Origin of the sequence: Anaerococcus hydrogenalis DSM 7454, from assembly GCF_000173355.1 — a bacterium.
Classification (GTDB): Bacteria; Bacillota; Clostridia; order Tissierellales; family Peptoniphilaceae; genus Anaerococcus; species Anaerococcus hydrogenalis.
Genome location: NZ_ABXA01000019.1, coordinates 68,805 through 94,632 on the forward strand (window position 1 = coordinate 68,805; position 25,828 = coordinate 94,632).

Consider the following 25,828-nt stretch of genomic DNA (forward strand, 5'->3'; position numbering starts at 1 on the left):
AGATAATAATGACAGATTCAAAATTACAAAGCAAAGATTTAGACGAATTTTTTGACGCTATATTGATGTTAAAAGATAGAGACGAATGTTACAAATTTTTTGAAGATGCTTGTACAGCTAGGGAACTTCAATCAATTTCACAAAGATTACAAGTTGCAAAACTATTAAAAATTAGAAAAACTTATAGTGAAATCGAAGAACAAACTGGAGCATCAACAGCGACAATTTCAAGAGTTAATAGGTCCCTACATTACGGAACAGATGGATATGATCTAGTTTTAGAAAAACTTATAGCAAATAATCTAAAAGAAGAAAAAAATAAGTAAAAGTAGTAGAAACGAATTTATCTTTATTGATAAGTTCGTTTTTTTAATATTTCATTTATTAAAATAATTAGTAATTTAATATTGTCTTATCCGTAAATCTTAGAATACTTATGCACTTGTGGTATAATTAATAGGATGAAAGGAAGTGAATGATGGACTTATCTAATTTAAATGATAAACAAAAAGAAGCAGTTTTACATGAGAAAGGACCTTTACTCGTAGTTGCAGGAGCTGGTAGTGGAAAAACAAGAGTTCTAACAACTAGTATTTCTTATTTGATTAAGGAAAAATTTGTAAATCCAACTAATATATTGGCTATTACCTTTACTAATAAGGCTGCAAATGAAATGAAAGAAAGAATATCAAATCTTTTAAATGAAGATGTTTCTCACTTATGGATTGGTACATTTCACTCCATTTGTGCAAGAATACTTAGGATGAATATTAACAAAATTGGATATGACAATAATTTCACCATATACGATACAAATGATCAAAAAACTTTGGTAAAAGAAATAATTAAAGATTTAAATTACAAGGATGAAATAAGTCCGAAAGAAGCTTTAAATGTAATTAGCTTTTGTAAAAATAAATCTATAAGTCCAGAGGAGTTTTTAAATATAAACACTTTCTATGCCAAACAAGAAGAATATTATAAGATATACAAAAATTATGAAAAAAAGAAATTTGAATATAATTCTTTAGACTTTGATGATTTAATCTTAAAAACTTTGGATTTATTTGCAAGTGACCCTAATACTTTAAAATATTATCAAAATAAGTTTGAGTATGTATATGTGGATGAGTATCAAGATACCAACAAGAGCCAATACGAATTAATAAAGGCAATTGGAAAATTACACAATAACATAACGGTAGTTGGGGATGCAGACCAATCAATTTATAGTTTTAGAGGAGCTGACATTAATAACATTTTAGATTTCGAGAAGGATTTTAAAAATGCTAAAACTATAAAACTTGAACAAAATTATAGGTCAACTTCTAATATTATAAATGTAGCAAATAAACTTATAAGAAATAACACTGAAAGAAAAGATAAAAATTTATGGACATCTCAAAATGATGGATCTGAAGTTTTGTACAAGAAATCCTCAGTAGAATCAGAAGAAGGAAAGTTTGTAATAGACGAAATTAATTCTTTACTAAATGATGGATATAAGTTAAAAGATATGGCGATTTTATATAGGATGAATGCTCAGTCAAGAATTTTTGAAGAATATCTTATGAAAAATCTTTTAGATTATAAGGTTGTAGGTGGTCTTAAGTTTTATGATAGAAAGGAAATAAAAGATTTAATTTCTTATCTTAAAGTTCTAGTTAATCCTAAAGATGATATAAGCTTAAAAAGGATTATTAATGAACCAAAAAAGGGAATTGGAAATAAAACTATTGAGAATTTAGAAAAAGAAGCAAGTAAACTGGGCTTTTCATTAACAGAGCTTGTTTGTGATCCTTCTTTATTTTCTAATCTTCCTACTAAGTTAAAAACTTCATGTGAAAAATTCTATAACCCCCTATCTGAAATCTTTGATAATTATGAGGATTATAAAATAGTTGACTTGATTGAGGAAGTTTTGGATAAGAGTGGTTACATTAAGGCTTTAGAGGAATCTTATTCTGTTGAAAATAGGTCGAGAATTGATAATTTAAATGAATTTATTTCTTCAGCAGCAGAATACGAATCAAATAATCCTGAAGATAATATACATGACTATCTAGAAAATTTATCTCTTTTATCAGACCTTGATAAAACAGAAGAAAGTGATGATTCAATATCCTTAATGACAATTCACTCAGCAAAGGGGCTTGAATTTAAGGTGTGCTTTGTTGTTGGAATGGATGATGGTTTATTTCCATCAAAAAGATCTATAGATGAGGGAAACATCGAAGAAGAAAGAAGACTATGCTATGTTGCTATTACAAGGGCTATGGAAAAATTGTACTTATCTAGTGCTGAAATAAGAAGACAATTTGGTCAGGCAGTATATTATAAACCTTCTAGATTTTTAAGTGAAATAAAATCATCTATAAAACAAATTGACCAGGATAAAACTCCAGCCTATTCTCCTTATGTAAAGATGAGAAGTAATGAGGCTTATATGAGAGATAAGGCAAGAGAGAGTGTTTTGAAGAAAAACACTGTTAAGGAATCCTCAAAAGAAGAGTTTAATATTGGTGATAAAATAATCCACACTAAATGGGGAGAAGGAATGATAGTTCAAATAAAAAAATCTGATGATGGTAATGAACTTGTTGTAGCCTTTGATAAAAAAGGCTTAAAAAAACTTAATCAAGATTATGCACCAATAAAAAGGATATAAGATGGATAGCAAAAATAAAATAAAAATAGATGAATTGATAGATAAGATTAATGAATTAAATTATCACTATTATACCTTAGATGAACCTATAGTTTCTGATGGTGAATATGATAAGTTATACGACGAGCTTAGAGAACTTGAGAATTCTACTGGCTATATCAATGCTTTTTCTCCAACTCAAAGAGTTGGGGGAACAATCTTAGATAAGTTTGAAAAGCACTTTCATATTACAAGACTATATTCCCAAGACAAATCTCAAAATATAGATCAGTTAAAAGATTGGATTATAAGGACTAAGAAATTAAGAGACCAATATAATAATAGTCATGATGATAAGTTAGAGAAATTAGAATTTCTTACAGAATATAAATTTGATGGTCTAACTATAAACTTAACATATGAGAATGGATTATTAAAAACAGCATCAACTAGGGGAAACGGTATTGTTGGAGAAGATGTTACAAAACAAGTTTTAACTATCCCAACTATTCCAACAAAGATAAAAGAAAAGTCTTTGCTTGAAATTCAAGGAGAGGCTGTGATGCCCTTATCAAGCCTTAAAAAATATAACGAAGAAAATGAAATTCCATTAAAAAACGCAAGAAATGCAGCTGCAGGTGCTATTAGGAACCTAGATACTAGTCAAACTAGAAAAAGAAATTTAAAGGCTTATTTTTATCAAATTTCTACTAACTCTTTAGATTTTAAAACTGAAGAAGATAAGTTGAATTTTTTAGAAGAACAAAAATTACCAGTGTACCCTTACAAAAAATTAATTAAAAATTTTGATGAAATAGTTAAAGAGATAGACTATATAAAAGAAGAAAGACATCATATTGATGTTTTGACAGATGGGGTAGTTATAAAGGTAAATGATGTTAAAACTCAGGAAGTTTTGGGCTACACAAATAAATTTCCAAGATGGTCAATAGCTTATAAGTATGATCCTGAAGAATACACAACAAAACTTTTAGATGTTGTTTGGAATGTAGGAAGAACAGGAAAAGTTACCCCATCAGCAATTTTGGAGCCTGTAGATTTTTCAGGAGTTACGGTACAAAGAGCAACCTTAAATAATTACGATGATATTTTAAGAAAGAAAGTAAAGATTGGATCACAAGTATTTATAAGAAGGTCTAATGATGTAATCCCTGAAATTTTGGGAGTTGTTGATGAGAACCAAGAAAATACTGTAGAAATTAAAAAGCCAACAAAGTGCCCTTATTGTCACAGCGAATTGATTGAGGGAAATGTTCATATCTATTGTCCAAACTCTATTTCTTGTACCCCTCAATTAAAGGCAAGGATGGTACATTTTGCATCTAGAGATGCAATGGATATAGAAGGTTTATCTGAAAAAACTGTTGAATTATTTATCAATGAGCTAGATATTAAAGAGATTTATGATTTATATGATTTAAAATATGAAGATTTAATAAATTTGGAATCATTTAAAGAAAAAAAGACAAATAACTTATTGCAGGCTATAGAAAATAGTAAGAAATGCGACTTAAATCACTTTATTTATGCCATTGGCATACCAAATGTTGGTGTCAAAACGGCAAGAGACTTAGCTGAGAAATATAAATCATTAGAAAATTTAAGAAATGCTAAAGAAGATGACTTAGTTGAAGTAGAAGATATAGGCGAAAAAACATCTCATGATATAGTTGAATTTTTTAATGATAAAAATATAAAAGAGTCAATAGATAAATTACTTGAAAAAGGTATTAAAATTAAAAAAATCGAAGAAAGTGAAGTATCTAATTCCTTAGAAGGTATGAAAATTGTAATTACAGGTAGTATTGAAAATTACAAAAGAAATGATATAAAAAAACTTATATTAGACCATAATGGAGATGTTACTTCTTCTGTTTCTAAAAATACTGATCTTGTATTATGTGGAGAAAAACCAGGAAGTAAAAAAGAAAAAGCAGACCAGTTAGGTATAAAAGTTTTAGAAAATGAAGAATTATTTGAATTTATAAGAAAATTAGAGGAGGATTAAATGGATAAAAATGAAGTTTTTAGAATTTATAAACTAGCAAATCTTGATTTATCTAACCAAGATGTAGAATTAATTTCTAATAAATATAATAAGATTTTAGATTTTATTGACCATATTTTTGATGTTGATTGTAAAGATGTAAAAATGACTGAAATGTTGGACAATCATGAGGCAATTTTAAGAGAAGATATTCCAGGAAAATCTCTAGATAGAAAAGATGCTCTTAAAAATGCTAAAGATACTGAGTATGGTTATTTTAGGTTGGATTGGAGACTTTAAGGAGCAAGTATGGATATTAAAGAAACAATTAATAAATTTAAAAATAATGAAATTTCAGTATATGATAATACAAAAAATGTCTTAGAAAAGATAAAAAATGACCAATATAATGCCTATATTTCTATAAATGAGAAAGATAGTTTAGAAAGGGCAAAGTACTTAGATGAAAAATTAAAAAATAAAGAAGAATTAGGTTCCTTATTTGGAATAGCAGTTAGTGTCAAAGACAACATTTCTTATAAGAATATGAAAATGACCTGTGCTTCAAAAATACTAGAAGATTTTAATCCTGTTTTTAATGCAAAAGTAGTTGAAAATCTATTAAAAGAAGATGCGATTATTATTGCAAAAACAAATATGGATGAATTTGCAATGGGAGGATCAGGAGAAACATCATACTTTGGTCCAATAAAAAATCCCTTAGACGAAAATTTAATTCCGGGTGGATCTTCTTCAGGCTCAGCAGTAAGTGTTGCAAAAGGAGATGTACTAGTATCACTTGGAACAGATACTGGTGGATCAGTAAGACAACCTGCAAGTTATTGCAATATTATAGGATATAAACCAACATATTCTTTAATGAGCAGGTCTGGAGTTGTTTCAATGGCTAATAGTTTGGACCAAGTATCATTGTTTGCTAAAAACGTAAAAGATTTAAGAACAATAGCTAACACATGTCAATCTCCAGATAAATTTGATATGACATCCTGTCTTGAAAAATATGAATATAAGGAAGAAAATTTTGATTTTTCAGGAAAGAAAATTGCAGTTATCAAAAATGAAAATAATATTTATAATTTAGATAAAGAAGTTGAAGATGATTATAAACACGCAATAGAAATTTTAAAAGAATTGGGAGCTGAAATTATTCCTATTGATTTAAAATATTCTAAATATGCAAATGAAGTTTATAATGTAGTAATGAGTTCAGAAGTTTCAAGCAACCTATCAAGATTTGATGGTATAAGATTTGGTCATCAAACTGATGAATACAAAAATGTTGAAGAATTATTTATTAAAAATAGGTCAGAAGGATTTGGAGAAAATGTTCAAAGAAGAATAGCTCTTGGAACAATGTATCTTTCAAGCGAAGATGATCAAAGAATTTATAAACAAGGATTAAAGTTAAGGACATTAATAGTTGAAGAATTTAAAGAAATATTCAAAAACTATGATCTTTTGATAACACCAACTACTGTAGATTTACCATCTAAATTAGGAATATATGTTGATGATCCTTTGAAGGACTTTACTTCAGATATTTTTAATGTTTGTGTCAATCTAACTGGATCTTGTGGAGTGTCTATTCCAGTTAGAAAGGGAATATCTGGAAGTATTCAAATTATTGGAGATAGGTTTAAAGATAATGATATTATAAATGCTTGTGAAACTTTCGAAAGGAAAATAAATGAAGACTAGAACTATTATAGGATTAGAAATTCACGTAGAATTATCTACAAAAACAAAAATGTTTTGTTCCTGTAAAAATGAATTCGGTGCTGTACCAAATACAAACACATGTCCAATTTGTTTAGGTCATCCAGGAACTTTACCTTTAATAAATAAGGAAGCTGTAAGATATGCAATAAAAGCAGGTCTAGCTTTAGATTGTGAAATTAGACAAAGTATGAAAATGGATAGAAAAAAATATTTCTACCCAGATCTTGTAAAGGGATATCAAATAACTCAACAAGATGAACCTTATGCTATCGGTGGCCATATTATTTTAAGTGATGGAGATGAAATAAGGTTAAATTCAATTCATATGGAAGAAGATACAGCAAAGTCAAATCACGATGAGAATAACAACACCCTAATGGACTATAATAGGGCAGGTCTTCCACTAATAGAAATTGTAACTGAGCCAGATATGAAATCAGCCAAACAAGCTAAAGAATTTGTAGAAAAATTAGCCCAAACTCTAAGATTTTTAGACGTGTCAGATTGTATAATGGCAGAAGGTCAAATGCGTTGTGATGTAAATATAAACTTGGAAAATCTTGAAACAGGCGAAAGAACTGCAATTTCAGAGATTAAGAACTTAAACTCTATAAAAGCCATCGAAGATGCCTTATTATTTGAAACTGATAGGCACAAAAAAATGCTAGAAAATGGAGAAAAATCTGTAAAGGAAACAAGAAGATGGGACGATGATTCTCAATCTACAATTTCTATGAGAACAAAAGAAACTGCAAATGACTATAGATTTTCTATAGAAGCAGATATTCCAAGGATTGAACTAAGCAAAGAATTTATTGATGAAATAAAGAATAATTTACCAGAATTACCAGAAGCAAAAGCAAAAAGGTATATTAAAGAATACAAACTTTCAGATTATGATGCAGGTCTTTTGTCAAATGATAGGAAATTAGCTGATTTATTTGAAAAAACAAATGAAATAGTAAAAAATCCTAAAGAAGTTTCAAATTGGATACTAACAGAATTATCTAGAAGACTTAATGAAAGTGAAATTGAAGCAGATCAAATGAATTTATCTATTGAAAATTTTGCTAAGTTAATTAATTTAGTTTTAGATAATAAAATAAATAATAATGTTGGTAAGAAACTATTAAGAGAAATCTTTGAATCAAATGAAGATCCTGAAAAGCTTTCAAAAGAAAGAAACTTACTTCAAATTTCTGATGAAAATTTCTTAGAAGATATTGTCAAAGAAGTCTTAGAAGAAAACCAACAATCTGTTGAAGATATTAAAAATGGTAAAGATAGGGCCTTTGGATTTTTGGTGGGTCAATGTATGAAAAAAACCAAAGGAAAAGCCAATCCACAACAAGTAAATGCATTGTTGAAAGAAAGAATAGGAGAAATTTAAGAGCAGGCCTTGTGCTGCTCTTATTTATTATGAATATATTAATTGAAAATGTTAAAATCCTCACAATGGCAGATGGGGAAGTAATAAAAAATGGAAATATTTATATAGAAGATAGAAAAATAAAAAAAATAAGTAAGGAGAAAATTGGATTTTCATATGATAAAAAAATCGATGGAGAAAATTTTCTTGCTATGCCAGGCTTTATAAATGCCCATACCCACGTTGGGATGAGTTTATTTAGAAACTATAGTGATGATGTTGAACTTATGGATTGGCTAAATAATAAAATATGGCCACTAGAGGATAAGTTAACTGAAAAAGATGTTTACTGGGCTTCTTTATTATCACAATCTGAAATGATAATGACAGGGACTACCACTTTTGCAGATATGTATTACTATGAAGATCAAACTATAAAAACTTTAGAGAAATCTAAAATGAGAGCACAAATTTCAAGAGGATTAACTCTTGAGGATGAGAATTTTTCAAAAATAAAAGAAAATATTGATCTTTATAAAAAATATGAAAATAGTCAAGATGGAAGAGTAAATATTGCTTTAGGTCCTCATGCTGTTTATACAACAGATAAAAACTATTTGAAAGAAATATCCAAAGTTTCTAAAAAATATAATATGCCAATTCATATCCACCTATCTGAAACAAAAATTGAAAACGATGATTGTATAAAAAGATTTGGCCAAAGTCCAACAGAAGTTTTTGAAGAATGTGGTATATTTGAAAATAAAACAATTGCAGCTCATGGGGTCCACTTATCTGATAGGGATTTAGAAATCTTGTCAAAATATGATGTTTCTGTAGTCCATAATCCTTCAAGCAATTTAAAACTGTCATCAGGATTTTTAGATTGCACAAGAGTTATTAATAAAGGAATAAACTTAGCTATGGGAACAGATTCTTCAGCTAGTAACAATAATCTATCCATGCTAAAAGAAATTTCAATAGCATCCCTTGTTTCTAAATATGAAAATCCTAAAAACTTAAGAGCATTTGAGGTTTTAAAAATGGCAACAATCAATGGGGCAAAGGCTCTAGGTATAGATAAAGAAACTGGTAGTTTAGAAGAAGGAAAGTTAGCTGATATTATTTTGATTGATTTAAATAATCCAAACCATACTCCACAAAATAACCTTATATCATCACTATCATATTCAACATTTGATACTGATGTTTCATATGTAATAATAAATGGCGAATTGGTATATGATAATAAAAAATTTGTTAATTTAGATATAGAAGAAATAATGAAAAATTCAAAACTAGCCTTCGATAATTTAAGGAAAAGGAAATGATAGGAATAGATATAGTAAATATAGAAAAATTAAAAAATAAATTAGAAAAAAATAATTTTGATAGTAAAATATTTACTGATAATGAAATTCATTATTCTAGAAAAAAAGAAAATTCTATTCAAACTTTTGCTGGTATATTTGCAGCAAAAGAAGCTATAATTAAGGCTTTTAACCTTAATTTAGCCTACATATTAAGAAAAAAAATTGAAATTAGACACATAAATAATAAGCCAGAAATATATATAAATGGTAAAAAATCAAAAGCATCTATTAGCATAAGTCATGATGGAAATTACGCTGTAGCTGTTTGTACAAAAAATGATGAAATTTTTAAAATAGATAATGACATAAAAAATTTAATAAAAAAAAGGCCAGAGTTTGGTCATAAGGGTGATTTTGGAAAGGTTGCTGTAATTGGTGGACAAAAAGGAATGGCAGGTTCCGTTTATATGTCATCACTCGCTTCTCTAAGATCAGGCGCTGGACTTTCATATATAATATGTCCTTCATCAATTTCAGATATTTTACAAATAAAGTCAACAGAAAGTATAATAGAAGAAGTAGATTGTGATTATTTTTATAATGAAATAAATATAGTAGATAAAATTTTAGATTTAAGCAAAGGAAAAGATGCGATAGCCATTGGACCAGGTATGGGCGAAGGAAAAGATTTAAATCAATTAGTTAAAGCAATTTTAGATAATTACCATAAAAAAATTGTAATAGATGCTGATGGGCTTAACTGCCTAAATAACAATATACATATAATTGATGGAAAAGAAAATATAGTCTTAACACCACACGAAATGGAATTTTCAAGAATTTCAAGACTTCCATTATCATATATTAAAAAAAATAGGGAAAAAGTAGCAGTTGATTTTGCAAAAAAACATAAAGTTATTTTGGTTTTGAAGGGAAAAAATACAATCGTAACAGATGGAAATAGATTATACATAAATAGTTCAGGAAACTCTGGTATGGCGACAGCTGGTAGCGGTGATGTGCTTACTGGGATATTACTTTCTAATCTTTGTCTTATGGATACCTTTGAGGCTGCTGTTTTTTCAGTTTATATCCATGGTTTAGCTGGAGATATTTACGCAAAAAATAATTGTGAAGATTCTTTAATTGCTAGTGATATTATAGAAAATTTACCAAAAGCCTACAGGTTAATGAGGTGTTAGAATGCAAGAAAATTATTTGTTAGTAGATTTAGATAAAATATTAAATAATATTAAATTAATAAAAGAAAAATCAATAAATTCAAAAATTTGTGCAGTTTTAAAGGCAGATGGATATGGTCTAGGAGCTTTAGAAATTGCCAAATACATTAATGATCAAATAGATTACATAGCGGTAGCTCAATTTAAAGAGGCAAAATATTTAAGAGAAAATGGGATAGATAAACCAATATTGATTCTTGGATATTTGCCTATAGATAAATACAAGGTATGTTCTAGCCTTAATATAGACGTTGGAATATATGACTTAGATTATGCAAGAAAAATAAATGAAAGCATACTTGATACAATAAATTGCCATATACTTCTAGATACTGGTCATACTAGACTAGGCTTTAGAGATTTTGAAATAGAGAAAATAAAAGAATTAAAAAAATTTAAAAAGCTGAATTTTATAGGAGCATTTTCTCATTTTGCCACTGCAGATGAAAAAGATTTAACATACACTAAAATTCAATACCAAAAATTTACATACATAATAGAAAAAATAAAAGATGATTTTGATTTAAAGTTAGTGCATATATCAAATACAGCAGCTTCTATGGAGTATAATTTTAAATCCGATTTATTAAGACTTGGTATTGGAATATATGGAATTTATCCTTCGGATTATATAAGAGAAATATCTAAGATAAAATTATGTCAAGTTTTTGAATTTAAAGCTCAAATTTCTTTTATAAAAGATGTTAGAAAGGGCACAAGCATATCTTATGGTAGAACTTATATTGCTCCAAAAGACATAAAAGTTGCAACTGTTTCTATTGGTTATGCTGATGGTTTTAAAAGATCATTCTCCAATATAGGAGAAGTTTTGGTTAATGGAAAAATAGCAAAAGTTGTGGGAAGAGTTTGTATGGATCAGATAATGATAGATGTAAGTGGAATAGATTGTAAAATTGGTGATTATATTACCTTATATCCAGATATATATAAAGAAGCAAATAAAATACATACTATAGCTTATGAGTTAATGACATCAATTTCAAATAGAGTTCCTAGAATTTATAAGGCTAACAATAAAATTATAGGAGATAGAAATGAAAGTTAAAAGAGGAGATTTATTTTATGCTGACCTTTCTCCAGTTGTAGGAAGTGAGCAAGGAGGAGTTAGGCCTGTTATTGTTGTTCAAAATGATATGGGAAATAAATACTCTCCTACTATTATTATAGTTCCAGTAACTAGTCAACTAAAAAAATCTAAATTGCCAACTCACGTTACCTTAAGTGGAAATAAATTTGGTCTTCCTAAAAATAGCGTAGCATTATTAGAACAATTAAGAACAATTGATAAAAGAAGACTTAGGGATAAAATAGGATCTTTTGATAAGTCCATAATGTTAAAAATAGATGCAGCCATAGCTATTTCTGTAGGGATAGAGTGATGAGAGCAAAAATAAAAAATATTCTAATTATATTTCTATCACTTATATTTATATTTCTTTTAATAAATACTAAAGAGGATAAAGGACATAAAAATTTACAAGAACTAGAAATTAATTACATAGACGTAGGTCAGGGAAATGCAGTTTTAATACAGTCAAATGATAAGACTCTTTTAATAGATGGGGGAAACAGGTCAAATAGTTCATATTATTATAATTTTATAAAAAATAAAAATGTAAAGAAAATTGACTATATGATAGCTAGCCATTATGACGAAGATCATATTGCAGGCCTAATATCAATTCTTGAAAATTATGAAGTTTCAAATGTTTTATGTCCTAATTATAAAAAAGATACAAAAATATATAAGTCTTTTAAAAAAAGTTTGAAAAAATCCAATGCTAATATAATTTATCCAAAAAAAGGAGATAAATTTAATATTTCAGATGCTAAAATACAAATATTATGGCCAAATGAATATAAACAAGGCGTAGATAATGATAATTCTATTGTTGTAAAGTTAAGATATGGTAATATGTCTTTCTTATTTCCAGCAGATGCCAGCATAAATGTTGAAGACCAATTAATATATAGTGGATTTAACCTAAAAAGTGATGTGCTAATGCTAGGTCATCACGGTAGTAAATACTCAACTTCTAAGCAATTTTTAAAAGAAGTTGACCCTAAGTTAGCAGTTATTTCTGTAGGAAAAAATAATAGATATGGCCACCCATCAAGTAGGGTTTTAAAAATTTTAAATGATAAAAATATTAAAATTCTTAGAACAGATAAGGATGGAGATATAAGTATAAAATGTGATGGTAATAAAATTAAAATAACTACAAAAAAATCAAACAAAAAATAGCAAGATAAAATAATTATCTTGCTATTTTTTTATTCAGAAATACCAGCTATCATTTTAGCTAAATAATCTGAATCTCCACTACCAGTTACAATAACTTGATCATTTTCTTTTATATCTGAAAGTACATATTCTTTAACTTGGTCAAAAGTTGGAAGATATTTTGCACTTTTTCCTTTTTCTACTAAGGCATCAACAATATCCTTACTTGATATTGATGGATCAAACGGCTCTCTAGCTGCAAAAATATCAGTAATGATTACCTCATCAGCATCATCAAAACAATTTACAAATTCATTAAATAACCTTTTTGTTCTTGTATAAGTGTGTGGTTGCCAAACGCATATTAATCGACCCTTGGTATGTTCTGCTAAGGCACTTAAATTTACTTGAATCTCTGAAGGGTGATGACCATAATCTAATATAATTTTGCAACCATCAATATTTCCTAATAACTGCATTCTTCTTTCAAGTCCTTTGTAAGATTGAATGCTATTTTTTATTGTTTCAATATCAACTCCACTTTCTAAGGTAGAAATTATTGCAGCACACGCATTATTAATATTATGTCTACCTAAGATGGATAGTTCAAAATGCTCAGTACTTCCGTCTTTCATAATTAAATCAAATCTAGGTTTTCCATCCTCATCAAAAGTAATGTTAGTCGCATTATAATCAGCATCTGGATTTTCTTGACCATAAGTAATCAATTCTCCTTGAACAGAATCAATAACTAGCTTATTATTTTCTTCATTTAAATTTAAAATAGTTTTAGAATTTTCATCTTGATTTTTTAAATAACTTTTAAAAGTTTCAATAATATCATTTAAATCCTTATAATAATCAAGGTGGTCTTCATCTATATTTAAAATAATTCCTATAGAAGGATAATAGTATCTAATATTTCCTTTGTATTCACAAGCCTCGGTTACAAGAATTTCTTCATCACCAACATGAACATTTCCTTCAATCTCATCTAAGTCTCCTCCTAATAAAATTGTAGGATTTTTTGTTGAATTCATAAGAATTTTTGAAATCATACTTGTTGTTGTACTTTTTCCATGAGAGCCTGAAACAGCAATAGAGTTTTTGTAATTTTTCATTAAGCCGCCCAAAAATACTCCTCTAGTTACAACAGGAACTCCAAGAGACCTTGCCGCAATTAATTCTTCATTATTATCAGAGATAGCATCGGTATAGATTACCAAATCAGGGTTTTTAATATTTTCTTTTTTTTGACCAATTACATAATCTATACCATTTTTATCCAAGTGTCTACTTGTTTCAGAAATAGATAGATCAGAACCAGTCACATTATATCCATTATTTTTTAATAAGATAGCAATACCACTCATTGATATTCCACCAATTCCAATCATGTGTATATTTTTATATTTATGATCATTTATATTAAATTCAAACATTGATTCTCCTTTTTAAAATAAGCTTATATCATTAAAATATTATACCATAATTAAAGTTTGATAACCATTTATAAATTTATTTAAGAATTTTGAAAATTTCATAAATTGACACAGGAGTTATAAAATGATAATCTTTATTTATAAACAATAGTTAGAGAGGTTATTAATGAAATATATAATAGGTAATGATCATGGTGGAATTGATCTTGTTGATAGCGTTGAAGAAAAGCTTTTAGAGCTTGGGCACGAAGTAGAAAAAATTGGAACATACACAAAGGATTCTTGTGATTATCCAGATTTTGCCAAAGAAGCTTGTGAAAAAGTTTTATCCAATCAAGCGGATTTTGCTATTTTAATTTGTGGTACAGGGATTGGAATGAGCCTTGCTGCAAATAAATTTAAGGGAATAAGAGCAGCTTGTGTATCTGATGTATTTTCAGCAAAAATGTCTAGAGCCCACAATAATTGTAATGTTTTATGTTTTGGATCTAGGGTTATAGGATCTGAAGTAGCTAAAATGATTGTGGAAGTTTTTGCAAATACAAAGTTTGAAGGCGGAAGACACAGCAATAGAGTAGAAAAAATTACAGAAATAGAGGAGAAAAATTAATGTTTAATGAAATAGATAAAAAGGCAGTAAATGCCCTTAGATGCTTATCAATAGCACAAATTGAAAAAGCAAATAGTGGTCACCCAGGTCTTCCTATGGGAGTAAGTCCTATGGCTTATGTTTTATGGAATAAGGTAATGAATGTAAATCCTAAAAAAAGCGATTGGCATAATAGAGATAGGTTTGTTCTATCTGCAGGTCATGGTTCTTCCATGCTATATTCCTTATTACACTTATCTGGATATGATTTGAGTATTGAAGATTTAAAAAAATTCAGACAAATTGGATCAAAAACTCCAGGCCATCCTGAAAGAAAACATACTGATGGCATTGAAGTAACAACAGGACCTTTAGGACAAGGAATTGCAAATGCAGTAGGTTTTGCAATAGCTGAAAAACACCTTGCTTCATTATATAACAAAAAAGATTTCAAAATTGTAGACCATTACACTTATGCAATTTGTGGTGATGGAGATCTTATGGAAGGTATTTCATATGAAGCTATGTCGCTTGCTGGCCACTTAAATTTAAATAAATTAATTATCTTACACGACTCAAACGATATTTGTCTTGACGGAAATTTAAATACATCATTTTCTGAAAATATTGAACAAAGAGTTAAAGCTCAAAATTGGAATTATATAAAAGTTTCTGATGGAAATGATTTGGATGAAATTTATAAGGCTATTAAAACAGCAAAAGAGAATAAAAATGGACCAACTTTTATTGAAGTAAAAACAATTATAGGATTTGGATCTAAAAACCAAGGAACAAATAAGGTCCATGGTGCTCCAATAGGTCAAGAGGATTTTGCAGAGGCAAAAAAAGCATATAATTGGACAGATGATGATTTCCATATTTCAGATGATGTTTACGATATTTTCAAAGAAAATATAATCAAAAATGGAGAAAAAGCCTATTCTGATTGGGAAAATTTATTAAATGAATATAAAGAAAAATATCCAGAAGATTATAAAGAGTATATAAATGGATTTGAAAGAAAATTGCCAGAAAATTGGTTAGACCAAGTTAAAAAATATTCTCCAGAAGATGATAGTTTAGCAACTCGTGCATCTGGTGGAGAAATAATTCAAGACCTAGCAAAAGTTACTAAAAATTTCTGGGGTGGTAGTGCTGATTTATTCTCATCAAATAAGACAAATATAAAAGATAGTGAAAGATTTTCAGATAAAAATCCTGAAGGAAGAAATATTTGGTATGGAGTTAGAGAGTTTGCAATGAGTGTTATTGCAAATGGTATTGTAGCTCACGGTGGTACATTCCATCATGTATCAACATTTTTTGTATTTTCTGATTATTTGAAGGCAGGCCTTAGAATTTCTGCTCTTTCACATATACCTGTAACATATGTATTAACACATGATTCAGTTGCAGTTGGAGAAGATGGACCAACACATCAACCAATAGAACAATTAGCTATGATTAGATCCATTCCAAATACAATTATGCTAAGGCCAGCAGATGCTAATGAAGTTAGACTTGCTTGGAAAATTGCATTAGAAAGCAAAGATTCACCAGTTGTTATTGCACTTACACGTCAAAATGTTAAAAATCTTGAAGGAACAAAAGATTTAGAAGATATTTCCAAAGGAGCATATATAATCTCTGATACTGATAAAGAAATTCCAGATGGTATCTTAATAGCAACAGGTAGCGAGGTAGAATTAGCTTTAGAAACAAAAGAAGAATTGAAAAAATCCAATATAGATGTAAGAGTTGTATCTATGCCATCAATGGAATTATTTAGAAGTCAAGATAATGATTACAAACAAAAAGTTCTACCAAAAGAAGTTGAAAACAGAGTTTCTATTGAAATGGCTACATCTTTTGGATGGAGTGAATTTACTGGAGATAAGGGCTTAAATATTTCAATTGATAGGTTTGGTATATCTGGAAACTTTAAAGATGTGAAGGAAGAATTAGGTTTTACAAAAGAAGAAATTTCTAAAAAATATATACAAAAATTTAATTAAATTTAAAGGCGAGTTTAACTTGCCTTTTTATTTTTAAAAAATTTAAAAAGTGATATCATATTATTAGAAATATTTAATAAGGAGTGATTATGACAATACCAACACCACATATTTCAGCAAAGAGCAAAGAAGAAATAGCAAACACTGTTTTAATGCCAGGAGATCCTCTTAGAGCTAAATATATAGCAGAAAATTTTCTTGAAGATGTAAAACAATTTACACAAACTAGGGGAATGTATGGATATACTGGATATTATAAAGGAAAAAGAGTTTCAGTTATGGGTAGTGGGATGGGAATTCCATCATCAATGATATATTTCAATGAATTATTTAATTTCTATGATGTTGATACAATAATAAGAATTGGAAGTGCTGGAAGTATGCAAGAAAATATTAAATTACACGATATAGTTCTTGCAACTAGTGCATGTAGTGAATCTTCAATTAATGATAATTTATTTGGCAATATTCATTTTTCACCTACACCTGATTTTAATCTACTATTAGAGGCTTACAAAAAAAGTCAAGATTTAGGATATACTACTCATTGTGGTCAAGTACATTCTTCAGACCAATTTTATAATGATATGGATCCAAAAGTATTTGAAAACTTACAAAAATATGGAGTTTTATGTGTAGAAATGGAATCATATGGTCTTTTTACTGTAGCAAGAAAATATGGAAAGAAGGCTTTGGGAGTATTTACAATTTCTGATTCCTTAGTTTCTAATGAGTCAGATAGTGCAGAAAATAGGCAAAGTGCTTATACACAAATGATGACACTTGCTTTAGAAGTTGCACCAGAATAAGGAGTATAAATGTTAAAAAATATAATACTTGCAGCTGGAGAAGGTACTAGAATGAAATCTAATACCTCTAAAGTTATGACTAAAATTTTAAATAGGGAGCTTATAACTTATATAGTTGATGCTTGCTCATTTGAAAATTCTAAAACAATCATTATAGGTGGAAAAAACAAGAAATTACTAGAAGAAAAATATCCTAACCTTGAAATAAAGGAACAAAAAATAGGGGATGATTTTCCTTATGGTACAGCTTATGCTGTTAGTATGGCGGTTGATTTAATTGATGAAAATGATGATTGTCTTATTTTAAATGGTGATATTCCACTTATAACAAAAAAGTCTTTAGAGGATTTTATAAATTTTCATAAAGAAAATAATAATAATCTTACTGTTATGTCTACAAAAATTGATAATCCAACTGGATATGGAAGAATTATTAGAAAAGATAATAAATTCCAAAAAATTGTAGAAGAAAAAGATGCAAGTATAGATGAGAAAAAAGTTAATGAAATCAATGTTGGCATCTATGCTTTTAAAGGAAAAGATTTAAAAGAATCCTTGAAAAAAATAGATACAAATAATAATTCTAATGAATATTACCTAACAGATTGTATCGAGATTTTAAACAATGAAGGCAAAAAAGTTGAATCTTTTGTAGCTGATAATCCAGATCAATTTTATGGTATTAATAATAAAAAAGAATTAGCTAATGCTGCTAAATTATTAAGAGAAAGAATTAACGATTATCATATGCTAAATGGTGTAATTATCGAAAATCCTAGTATAGTAAATATTGAAAAAGGTGTAAAGATTGGAAAAGATACAATAATCTCAGGACCTTGTAAAATTTTAGGAGATACAGAGATTGGAGAAAATTGTATTATAGAGGGATCATCTAGAATTGAAGATTCTATTATAAGGGACAATGTAAAAATCGATAATTCTGTAATTGAAAAATCTTTTGTTGATCAAGGAACTGACATAGGACCATTTTCACATTTAAGACCTAAGGCTAAATTAGGAAAAAATGTTCATATTGGAAATTTTGTAGAGGTTAAAAATGCCAATGTTGACGAAGGAACAAAAGCTGGGCATCTTGCATATATTGGAGATTGTGATCTTGGAAAAGATATAAATATAGGATGTGGAGTAATTTTTGTAAATTATGATGGTAAATTTAAGCATAGGTCAAAAATAGAAGATGGTGCTTTTATAGGATCTAATTCTAATATAGTAGCACCAGTTCATGTAAAAAAAGAAGGGTATATTGCTGCAGGATCAACTATAACTAAAGATGTTGATGAAGGTGTACTTTCAATAGAAAGAGCAGAGCAAAAAAATATACCTGGATACGTTGAAAAAAGAAAAAAGAGATTTAGAAAAATTAAAGGAGCAAAAATAAAAATGAGTGAATCTACAAGTTCAGCACATATTAATAGGGGAGAAATGATATTATTTGCAGGAAATTCAAATCCAGATTTAGCAAAAGCAGTTGCTAAATCCTTAGGTCTTGAATTAGGTAAAGTTGAAGTAAAAAAATTTGCTGATAGCGAAATAAATATTAAAATAAATGAAGCTGTTAGAGGTAAGGATGTCTATATAATTCAACCTACTTCTTATCCTACAAATGATAATCTTATGGAATTACTTATAATGACAGATGCTTGTAGAAGAGCTTCTGCAAAATATGTCAATGTTATAGTTCCTTATTATGGATATGCAAGACAAGATAGAAAAACAAGAGGAAGAGAACCAATTAGTGCAAAACTTGTAGCTAATTTAATTACAGTATCTGGGGCTGATAGGGTAATAACAATGGACCTTCACGCTGGACAAATCCAAGGATATTTTGATATACCAGTAGATCATTTTTCAGCTGTTAAATTACTATCTTCTCATTTTAAAGAAGCCTATAACAATCCGGATGAGTATGTTGTTGTAAGTCCTGATTTAGGAGGGGTTACAAGAGCAAGAAAATTTGCAGATTCTTTAAAATTAACAATAGCAATAATTGAAAAAAGACGTCCAAGACCAAATGTATCAGAAGTAATGAATGTTATTGGGGACTTTGAAGGTAAACACTGCATACTAGTAGATGACATGATTGATACCGCTGGAACTATATGCAATGCAGCAAATTATTTAAAAGATCATGGTGCAAAAGATGTATCAATAGCTGCAACTCATGGAGTATTAAGTGGGGATGCATGTAAAAAATTAGAAAATGCATGCGTAAAAGAAGTTGTAATTACAGATACCATTAAAATTCCTGAAAATAAAAAAATTGGAAAAATAAAACAAATGTCAATTGCTCCTTTATTAGCTGAGGCTATACACAGAATAAATACGAACGAATCAATCAGTGGTTTGTTTGATGACGAGATTTAGGATATGTATTATATTGTAGGCTTGGGCAATCCTGGAATGCAGTATGAGAATACAAGACATAACGCTGGCTTTATAAGTATAGATTATTTAGCTAGAAAATATAATATTGATGTAAGAAAAATTAAATTTAAATCTTTAATTGGCCAGGGAGTAATTTCTGGCCATAAAGTTATGCTTGTAAAGCCTCAAACTTATATGAACAATTCAGGTGAAGCCATAAGAGAAATATTTAATTATTATGATTTTGACCACGATAAATTAATTGTTATATATGACGATATAGACATAGACTTTGGCTCAATTAGGATAAGAAAAAAAGGTTCAGCTGGTACTCATAATGGAATGAAATCAATTATTTATAATCTTCAATTTGATGATTTTCCTAGGATAAAAGTTGCTGTTGGCAAAAAGCCAGAGTATATGGATTTAGCAAATTTTGTCCTAAGTGGATTTTCAAAAAAAGAAGCAAAAATAATAGAAGAGGAAGTTATGCTTTTAAGTGATGCCATTGAAATGATTCTTGAAGAAGGCATTGATAAAACAATGAGTATATATAATGCAAAAAGGTTAGTTGAAGATAATGACTAATCTTTTGAAAGAAATTTATAACATCAGCCAGGTTAGGGAAATAATAGATAATTATACTAAAATTTCACCTGTTTTTTTACATGGATTAACTGATCAAAGCAAAGCACATATATTTTCTACAATTTTTAAATACACAAATAAAACTATAGTTATTATTTGTGAAAACGAAAAAAAAGCACAAGTAATGTGTGAGGATATTAATTCTATAGTAGAAGATAAGTGTATGTATTTTCCTTCAACAGAAATAAATTACTATAACATTAAAAACCTAGAAAAAAATAATCAGATTTTACGACTTGAAGTGTTAAGTAGAATTATAGGAGATGATAATTTTATAATTACGACAAGTTTAGATGCACTAAGAAATAAACTAACACAAAAAAAAATATTTGAAGAGAAATCTTTTAAAATAGATATTGATAATGAAATTGATATTAAAGAAATTAAAAATTCCTTCATAGAATTAAATTATGATTTTACAAAATTAGTTGAATCTAAGGGAGAATTTTCTATAAGAGGGTCAATAATTGATTTTTGGCCAATAGAGTATGAAAATCCGATTAGAATAGAATTATTTGATACAGAAATTGACTCTATTAGATTTTTTGATAAAGATAGTCAAAGATCTTTAGAAAATATTGATGAGATTTTGGTAAGACCAACTAAGGAACTTATTTACGAAAAATCGGATTATGAAAAATCAATTAAATTAATTAATAAAGATATAGATAGTTTGTCAGATAATCTAGGAATGTCTAAGTTAAAGGACAAGTATAGTCAAATTGTATCTTACTTAAAGGATAGTTTATATATATCTAATGATGATTTAATAAGTCCCTATAGAGCTGATAATTTTGATGATTTTTTTGATTATATAAAGAAAGATTCTATTTTTGTATTTGAAGATTTAAATAGGTCTATTGATAATTTTAATGACATTATGGATAAGTTTAATCTAGATTTAGCAAATCAGATGGACAACGGAGAGGTTTTTTCTACTTTTAAAAACATTAAAATTAATATAGATGAAGTTTATAAAAATATTAAATCTTATCCCATTATAAATTCCGCAAGCCTATTGAAAAATAATAATTTTATTAGGGCAAAGAAAATTATTGAATTAAAATCCATAGAACAAGAAAATTTTAATAGGAACATAAGTAATTTTGTAGATAATATAAAAACTCTTATAAAAAATAATGAGAAAGCATATATATTTGCATCAGACAAAAAATCTTTAGAAAATATTAAAGAAATTTTTGATGAAAATGAAATAGTTAATTATAGCTTAGATTTTGATATTGAAGATGATAAAAATAATGTATATTTAAGCGATAAGAGTCTTTCTAGAGGATATATATTTACTAATTACAGAATAAATACCTACACACATAGGGATATTTTTGGAAAAGAAAAACATAAAAATAAGAAGAGAAAAAATAAAGCCCTAGGTGCTAGAGATATAATAAATTATTCTGATATAGAAATAGACGATTATGTTGTTCATGAAAATAATGGTATTGGTATCTACAAGGGAATTAGCCAGATTGAGGTCAATAATACTAAAAAGGATTATTTTGTAATAGAATATCAAGGTAATGATAAGGTATTTGTACCTGTTGACCAAATGGATTTGGTTAGTAAATATATTGGGAATAAGGGTGATAAACCTAAAATTTCATCTTTAGGCAGTAATCAATGGAAAAAGGCTAAGCAAAGGGCCAAAAAAGCTGTAGATGAGATAGCTGATGATTTAGTTGAATTATATGCTAAAAGATCTAAAGCAAGAGGCCATGCTTTTGCAAAAGATACACCTTGGCAAAAGGAATTTGAAGATTCTTTTATTTATGAAGAAACTGATAGTCAATTAAGGTCTATAGATGAAATAAAAAATGATATGGAAGATATTAAACCCATGGATAGGTTACTTTGTGGGGATGTAGGTTATGGTAAAACAGAAGTCGCCTTGAGAGCTGCCTTTAAAGCTGTTATGGATGGATACCAAGTTTGTTTTTTAGTACCTACTACTATACTTGCACGTCAACATTTTAAAACTATGCAAGAAAGATTTAAATACTTTCCTATAGATTGTGCTATGTTATCAAGATTTGTAAGTAAAAAAGATCAAGAAAAATATATTCACAATTTAAAATCGGGAAAAATTGATATTATAGTTGGTACTCATAGATTACTGTCAAAGGATATTAAATTTAAAAAATTAGGTCTTTTAATTATTGATGAAGAGCAAAGATTTGGAGTTAGGCACAAAGATAAATTAAAAAAATTAAAAGAAAATATAGATGTTTTAACCTTATCTGCAACTCCAATCCCAAGAACTTTGCAAATGTCACTTACAGGAATTAGGGATATGTCAACTTTGGATGAACCTCCAGAAAGAAGACAACCTGTAAATACTTACGTTTTGGAGTATGATTTTTCTATTATTAAAAGGGCTATTGAAAAAGAGCTTGATAGGGATGGTCAGGTTTATTTTGTATACAATAGGGTTTATAATATTGATAAAATTTATAATCATTTAAAATTATTAGTTCCAGATGCAAAAATAGAGATAGCTCATGGACAAATGTCTGCGAAAAGTCTAGAAAAAATTATGGAAGATTTTGTTAGTGGTGAAATTGATATTTTGCTTGCAACTACGATAATAGAAACAGGAATGGATATACAAAATGTAAACACAATTATAGTTTATGATTCTGACATGATGGGACTAAGTCAACTTTATCAATTAAAAGGTAGAATAGGCCGATCATCCAGATCCTCTTACGCATATTTTACATATGCTAAAGGAAAAGTTTTGACTGAAATAGGTGAGAAAAGACTTAAATCTATTAAAGATTTCTCTGACTTTGGTAGTGGATATAAAATTGCTATGAGAGATTTAGAGCTTAGAGGTGCTGGAAATATATTAGGTGAAAGTCAAAGTGGTCAAGTTGAGGCCATTGGATATGATTTATATGTAAAATTTTTGCAACAAGCTATTGATAAGGCTAGTGGAAAAGATATTGACTCAATTAAATTTAATGATGTTTATATAGATATAAAAATTGATGCATTTATACCAGAATCTTATATCGAAGATCCTAGCCAAAAAATTCAAATGTATAAGAGAATATCAAGTATTGAAGATTTGGAAGATTATAGTTTATTAGTTGAAGATTTAATTGATAGGTATGGGGATATTCCGGTAATGGTTGATAATATTATGTATGTATCATTAATTAAATCTATGGCTGATAAATTGGGATTTGATCAAATACGAGAAGTTAACGGCGAGATAAGAATTTCATTTAATGATAGAAATAAGTTTTCTTTTGAAGAATTATCTCAAATAAATGAAGATTATAAAGGTGAATTAGCCTTTGATTTATCGGAGAATCCTGCCTTTAAGTTGCCTAATAAGAATACAAAATTGATAGATTGCTACGAATTATTAAAAGTTATTAAAAATATTAAGGAGAAATAATGAATAAAAAAATTATAGCCTTAGTTTTAGCTACAAGCTTTTTGTTTAGTGCTTGTGCTAACGATAATGCTAAGGATAAAAATGACAAGGGATCAAATGAAACTCAAACATCAGAATCTGCTAAGAAGGAAGATTTACCTAAAGATGCAGTTGCAGTTGTTGGTGGAGAAAAGATTTCTAAAGAATCTTATAAAGATGAAATGAGTTTTTATTCTGCTATGCTTGCTAGTCAACAACAATTAAAACCTTCTATTGTTCAAATGCTTATTCAAGATAAGCTTATAGCAGATGATATGAAAAAAAATGACGTAAAAGTTGATGATAAAGAGCTAAATGATAAATTTTTACAATATATTCAACAATTTGGTGGTCAAGAAAAATTTGATAAAATGCTTGAAGATTATAATATGAGCAGTGATAAATTTAAGGAAACTATAAAAAAAGATCAGATTTATCAAAAACATAGAGAATGGTTTGAAAAGAAAAACCCAGTAAGCGATAAAGATATTAAGAAATATTATGATGAGCATAAGGATACTTTATCTCAAGTAAAAGCTAGCCATATCTTAGTTGAAGATGAAAATACAGCTAAAGAAGTTAAGAAAAAATTAGATGATGGTGAAGACTTTGCAAAACTTGCAAAAGAATATTCAAAAGACACAGCAAATTCTGCTAAAGGTGGGGATTTAGGATACTTCACTAAAGATAAAATGGTAAAAGAATTTGCTGATAAAGCCTTTGCTATGAAAAAAGGTGAGATTTCAGATCCTGTAAAAACATCATATGGCTATCATATAATTAAGGTTGAAGATAAAAAAGATAATCCTGATGCGTTAAAAGAAGAAATTTCAAAAGCTTTAAACGATAAAAAATATGCTGATTACTTAACAGATTTATTTAATAAAGCCAATGTAGTTACAGAAGATGGTCCTCAAAAGAAAGATGCAAAAAAGGACGCAAAAACATCTGATTTAAATAAAGATGAAAAGAATACAGAAAGTTCTAATACAAAAGAAAACAATAATAGCAATAATTAGTCTGTTTTGTTTAATCTTAGTATCTTGTTCATCTAAAATTGATAAAAAAAATAATGTAGCTTATGTTGATGGACAGGCAATTTCAAAAAATCTTTATGAGAAAGAATTAAGTTATTATCAAAAATTTTATTTAAAAAAATACGGTAATGACTATCTTGATAAGAAGACTAAAAATGGCCTTACTAATTATGAAAGATTAGAATCTGAACTTTTAGACTCTCTTATTCAAGATCAAATAATGATAAATGATTTAAGAAAGAATAAGGTTAAGATAACCAAAAATGATAGTTTGGAAGTAATAGAAGATTTGTCAAAAAAATCTATGTCCAAAGATTCACTAATTGAAAATGTGAAATCATTTGGGGCTGATGAAGATGAGTTTGATGAAATATCATACATGGATTCAATTAGAAAAAAGCATATGGATTATTATTTTTCTAATGATGATACTAAGGACTCTGAAATAGTTGATTATTTTAAAGAAAATAAATTTTTACAGAAAAAATATAAGTATGATTGTTTAATTTTTGATAACGAATCAGAGGCAATAAAAATAAGAGCCAATATAAAAAACTCACAAGATTTTAAAAAATATCTAAATTCTAAAGTTAGAAATTATGATATATACAGGTCAGACTTTGTTTATAATGATGATTTTTTATTAAAAGAATCATCATTAAAAAAAGCTGATCAAATTAGCAAAATTTTTAAATATAAAGATTCATACATCATTTTGATGATAAATTCTGTTAATCAAAATGAAAATGATTTGTTAATTGACGCAAAGAAAATTTATTTAAAAAATGAATATGATAAATATTTAAAAAATCTTATAAAAAACTCAAATATCAAGCTTTTTATTTGATTTTTGCTTGAAATATATAAATTTTATATGTATAATCTAACTTAGAGTTAA

20 protein-coding genes and 1 pseudogene are annotated in these 25,828 nt (G+C 28.0%); 20 read left to right on the forward strand and 1 reads right to left on the reverse strand.

Annotation, left to right across the window (positions count from 1 at the left end):
- The first annotated feature begins 8 nt into the window (after positions 1–8).
- The 11 genes from ANHYDRO_RS02955 to ANHYDRO_RS03005 all read left to right on the forward strand — a co-directional run bounded on the left by ANHYDRO_RS02955 (position 9) and on the right by ANHYDRO_RS03005 (position 12,584).
- Positions 9–326 carry a YerC/YecD family TrpR-related protein gene (locus ANHYDRO_RS02955; protein ID WP_004813271.1) on the forward strand — a complete coding sequence of 106 codons (318 nt, stop codon included), beginning with the start codon at positions 9–11 and terminating at the stop codon, positions 324–326.
- A 152-nt stretch (positions 327–478) separates the two neighbouring features.
- A complete protein-coding gene (locus ANHYDRO_RS02960; RefSeq protein ID WP_039913884.1) occupies positions 479–2,668 on the forward strand; it encodes an ATP-dependent helicase in 2,190 nt (729 codons plus the stop codon).
- 1 nt (position 2,669) lies between these two features.
- Entirely contained in the window at positions 2,670–4,676 is a 2,007-nt protein-coding gene (ligA, locus tag ANHYDRO_RS02965) for an NAD-dependent DNA ligase LigA (RefSeq protein ID WP_004813273.1), read from the forward strand.
- Positions 4,677–4,955 carry an Asp-tRNA(Asn)/Glu-tRNA(Gln) amidotransferase subunit GatC gene (gatC, locus tag ANHYDRO_RS02970; RefSeq protein ID WP_004813276.1) on the forward strand — a complete coding sequence of 93 codons (279 nt, stop codon included), beginning with the start codon at positions 4,677–4,679 and terminating at the stop codon, positions 4,953–4,955.
- 9 nt (positions 4,956–4,964) lie between these two features.
- Positions 4,965–6,374 carry an Asp-tRNA(Asn)/Glu-tRNA(Gln) amidotransferase subunit GatA gene (gene gatA / locus ANHYDRO_RS02975; protein WP_004813279.1) on the forward strand — a complete coding sequence of 470 codons (1,410 nt, stop codon included), beginning with the start codon at positions 4,965–4,967 and terminating at the stop codon, positions 6,372–6,374.
- Positions 6,364–7,785 (forward strand): Asp-tRNA(Asn)/Glu-tRNA(Gln) amidotransferase subunit GatB, encoded by a 1,422-nt coding sequence (gatB, locus tag ANHYDRO_RS02980; RefSeq protein WP_004813281.1) that lies wholly within the window; start codon positions 6,364–6,366, stop codon positions 7,783–7,785. Before gatA ends, gatB begins: the two co-directional genes overlap by 11 nt.
- 29 nt (positions 7,786–7,814) lie before the next feature.
- The gene (locus tag ANHYDRO_RS02985) at positions 7,815–9,095 is read left to right on the forward strand and encodes an amidohydrolase (RefSeq protein ID WP_004813283.1); all 1,281 of its coding nucleotides are present in this window, start codon (positions 7,815–7,817) and stop codon (positions 9,093–9,095) included.
- Positions 9,092–10,279 (forward strand): NAD(P)H-hydrate dehydratase, encoded by a 1,188-nt coding sequence (locus ANHYDRO_RS02990; protein WP_004813286.1) that lies wholly within the window; start codon positions 9,092–9,094, stop codon positions 10,277–10,279. The genes ANHYDRO_RS02985 and ANHYDRO_RS02990 overlap by 4 nt, the downstream gene beginning before the upstream one ends.
- 1 nt (position 10,280) lies before the next feature.
- Positions 10,281–11,384, forward strand: coding sequence for an alanine racemase (gene alr / locus ANHYDRO_RS02995; RefSeq protein ID WP_004813288.1), 1,104 nt, complete (start codon positions 10,281–10,283; stop codon positions 11,382–11,384).
- On the forward strand, positions 11,374–11,718 hold the full coding sequence (locus ANHYDRO_RS03000; protein ID WP_004813290.1) for a type II toxin-antitoxin system PemK/MazF family toxin: 345 nt from the start codon (positions 11,374–11,376) through the stop codon (positions 11,716–11,718). The genes alr and ANHYDRO_RS03000 overlap by 11 nt, the downstream gene beginning before the upstream one ends.
- On the forward strand, positions 11,718–12,584 hold the full coding sequence (locus tag ANHYDRO_RS03005; protein WP_004813292.1) for a ComEC/Rec2 family competence protein: 867 nt from the start codon (positions 11,718–11,720) through the stop codon (positions 12,582–12,584). The genes ANHYDRO_RS03000 and ANHYDRO_RS03005 overlap by 1 nt, the downstream gene beginning before the upstream one ends.
- 29 nt (positions 12,585–12,613) lie before the next feature.
- On the opposite strand, the gene murC is transcribed toward ANHYDRO_RS03005, so the two are convergent.
- Positions 12,614–14,005, reverse strand: coding sequence for a UDP-N-acetylmuramate--L-alanine ligase (murC, locus tag ANHYDRO_RS03010; protein WP_004813300.1), 1,392 nt, complete (start codon positions 14,003–14,005; stop codon positions 12,614–12,616).
- A gap of 166 nt (positions 14,006–14,171) precedes the next feature.
- Here murC and rpiB point away from each other — a divergent pair, with 166 nt between their 5' ends.
- From rpiB to ANHYDRO_RS03050, 9 genes and pseudogenes are all read left to right on the forward strand, one after another.
- On the forward strand, positions 14,172–14,615 hold the full coding sequence (gene rpiB / locus ANHYDRO_RS03015; protein ID WP_004813301.1) for a ribose 5-phosphate isomerase B: 444 nt from the start codon (positions 14,172–14,174) through the stop codon (positions 14,613–14,615).
- On the forward strand, positions 14,615–16,609 hold the full coding sequence (gene tkt / locus ANHYDRO_RS03020; protein WP_004813303.1) for a transketolase: 1,995 nt from the start codon (positions 14,615–14,617) through the stop codon (positions 16,607–16,609). The genes rpiB and tkt overlap by 1 nt, the downstream gene beginning before the upstream one ends.
- Positions 16,610–16,698: 89 nt before the next feature.
- Positions 16,699–17,418 (forward strand): purine-nucleoside phosphorylase, encoded by a 720-nt coding sequence (gene deoD, locus ANHYDRO_RS03025; RefSeq protein WP_004813305.1) that lies wholly within the window; start codon positions 16,699–16,701, stop codon positions 17,416–17,418.
- 75 nt (positions 17,419–17,493) lie between these two features.
- A pseudogene (gene glmU / locus ANHYDRO_RS10390) lies at positions 17,494–18,726 on the forward strand (bifunctional UDP-N-acetylglucosamine diphosphorylase/glucosamine-1-phosphate N-acetyltransferase GlmU); the annotation flags it as partial.
- A gap of 93 nt (positions 18,727–18,819) precedes the next feature.
- The gene (locus tag ANHYDRO_RS10395) at positions 18,820–19,803 is read left to right on the forward strand and encodes a ribose-phosphate diphosphokinase (protein ID WP_244261629.1); all 984 of its coding nucleotides are present in this window, start codon (positions 18,820–18,822) and stop codon (positions 19,801–19,803) included.
- 3 nt (positions 19,804–19,806) lie between these two features.
- Positions 19,807–20,391 carry an aminoacyl-tRNA hydrolase gene (gene pth / locus ANHYDRO_RS03035; RefSeq protein ID WP_004813308.1) on the forward strand — a complete coding sequence of 195 codons (585 nt, stop codon included), beginning with the start codon at positions 19,807–19,809 and terminating at the stop codon, positions 20,389–20,391.
- On the forward strand, positions 20,384–23,875 hold the full coding sequence (gene mfd, locus ANHYDRO_RS03040) for a transcription-repair coupling factor (protein WP_004813309.1): 3,492 nt from the start codon (positions 20,384–20,386) through the stop codon (positions 23,873–23,875). The genes pth and mfd overlap by 8 nt, the downstream gene beginning before the upstream one ends.
- A complete protein-coding gene (locus ANHYDRO_RS03045) occupies positions 23,875–24,912 on the forward strand; it encodes a peptidylprolyl isomerase (RefSeq protein ID WP_004813310.1) in 1,038 nt (345 codons plus the stop codon). Before mfd ends, ANHYDRO_RS03045 begins: the two co-directional genes overlap by 1 nt.
- Positions 24,857–25,777, forward strand: coding sequence for a SurA N-terminal domain-containing protein (locus ANHYDRO_RS03050; protein ID WP_004813311.1), 921 nt, complete (start codon positions 24,857–24,859; stop codon positions 25,775–25,777). Before ANHYDRO_RS03045 ends, ANHYDRO_RS03050 begins: the two co-directional genes overlap by 56 nt.
- Positions 25,778–25,828 lie beyond the last annotated feature (51 nt).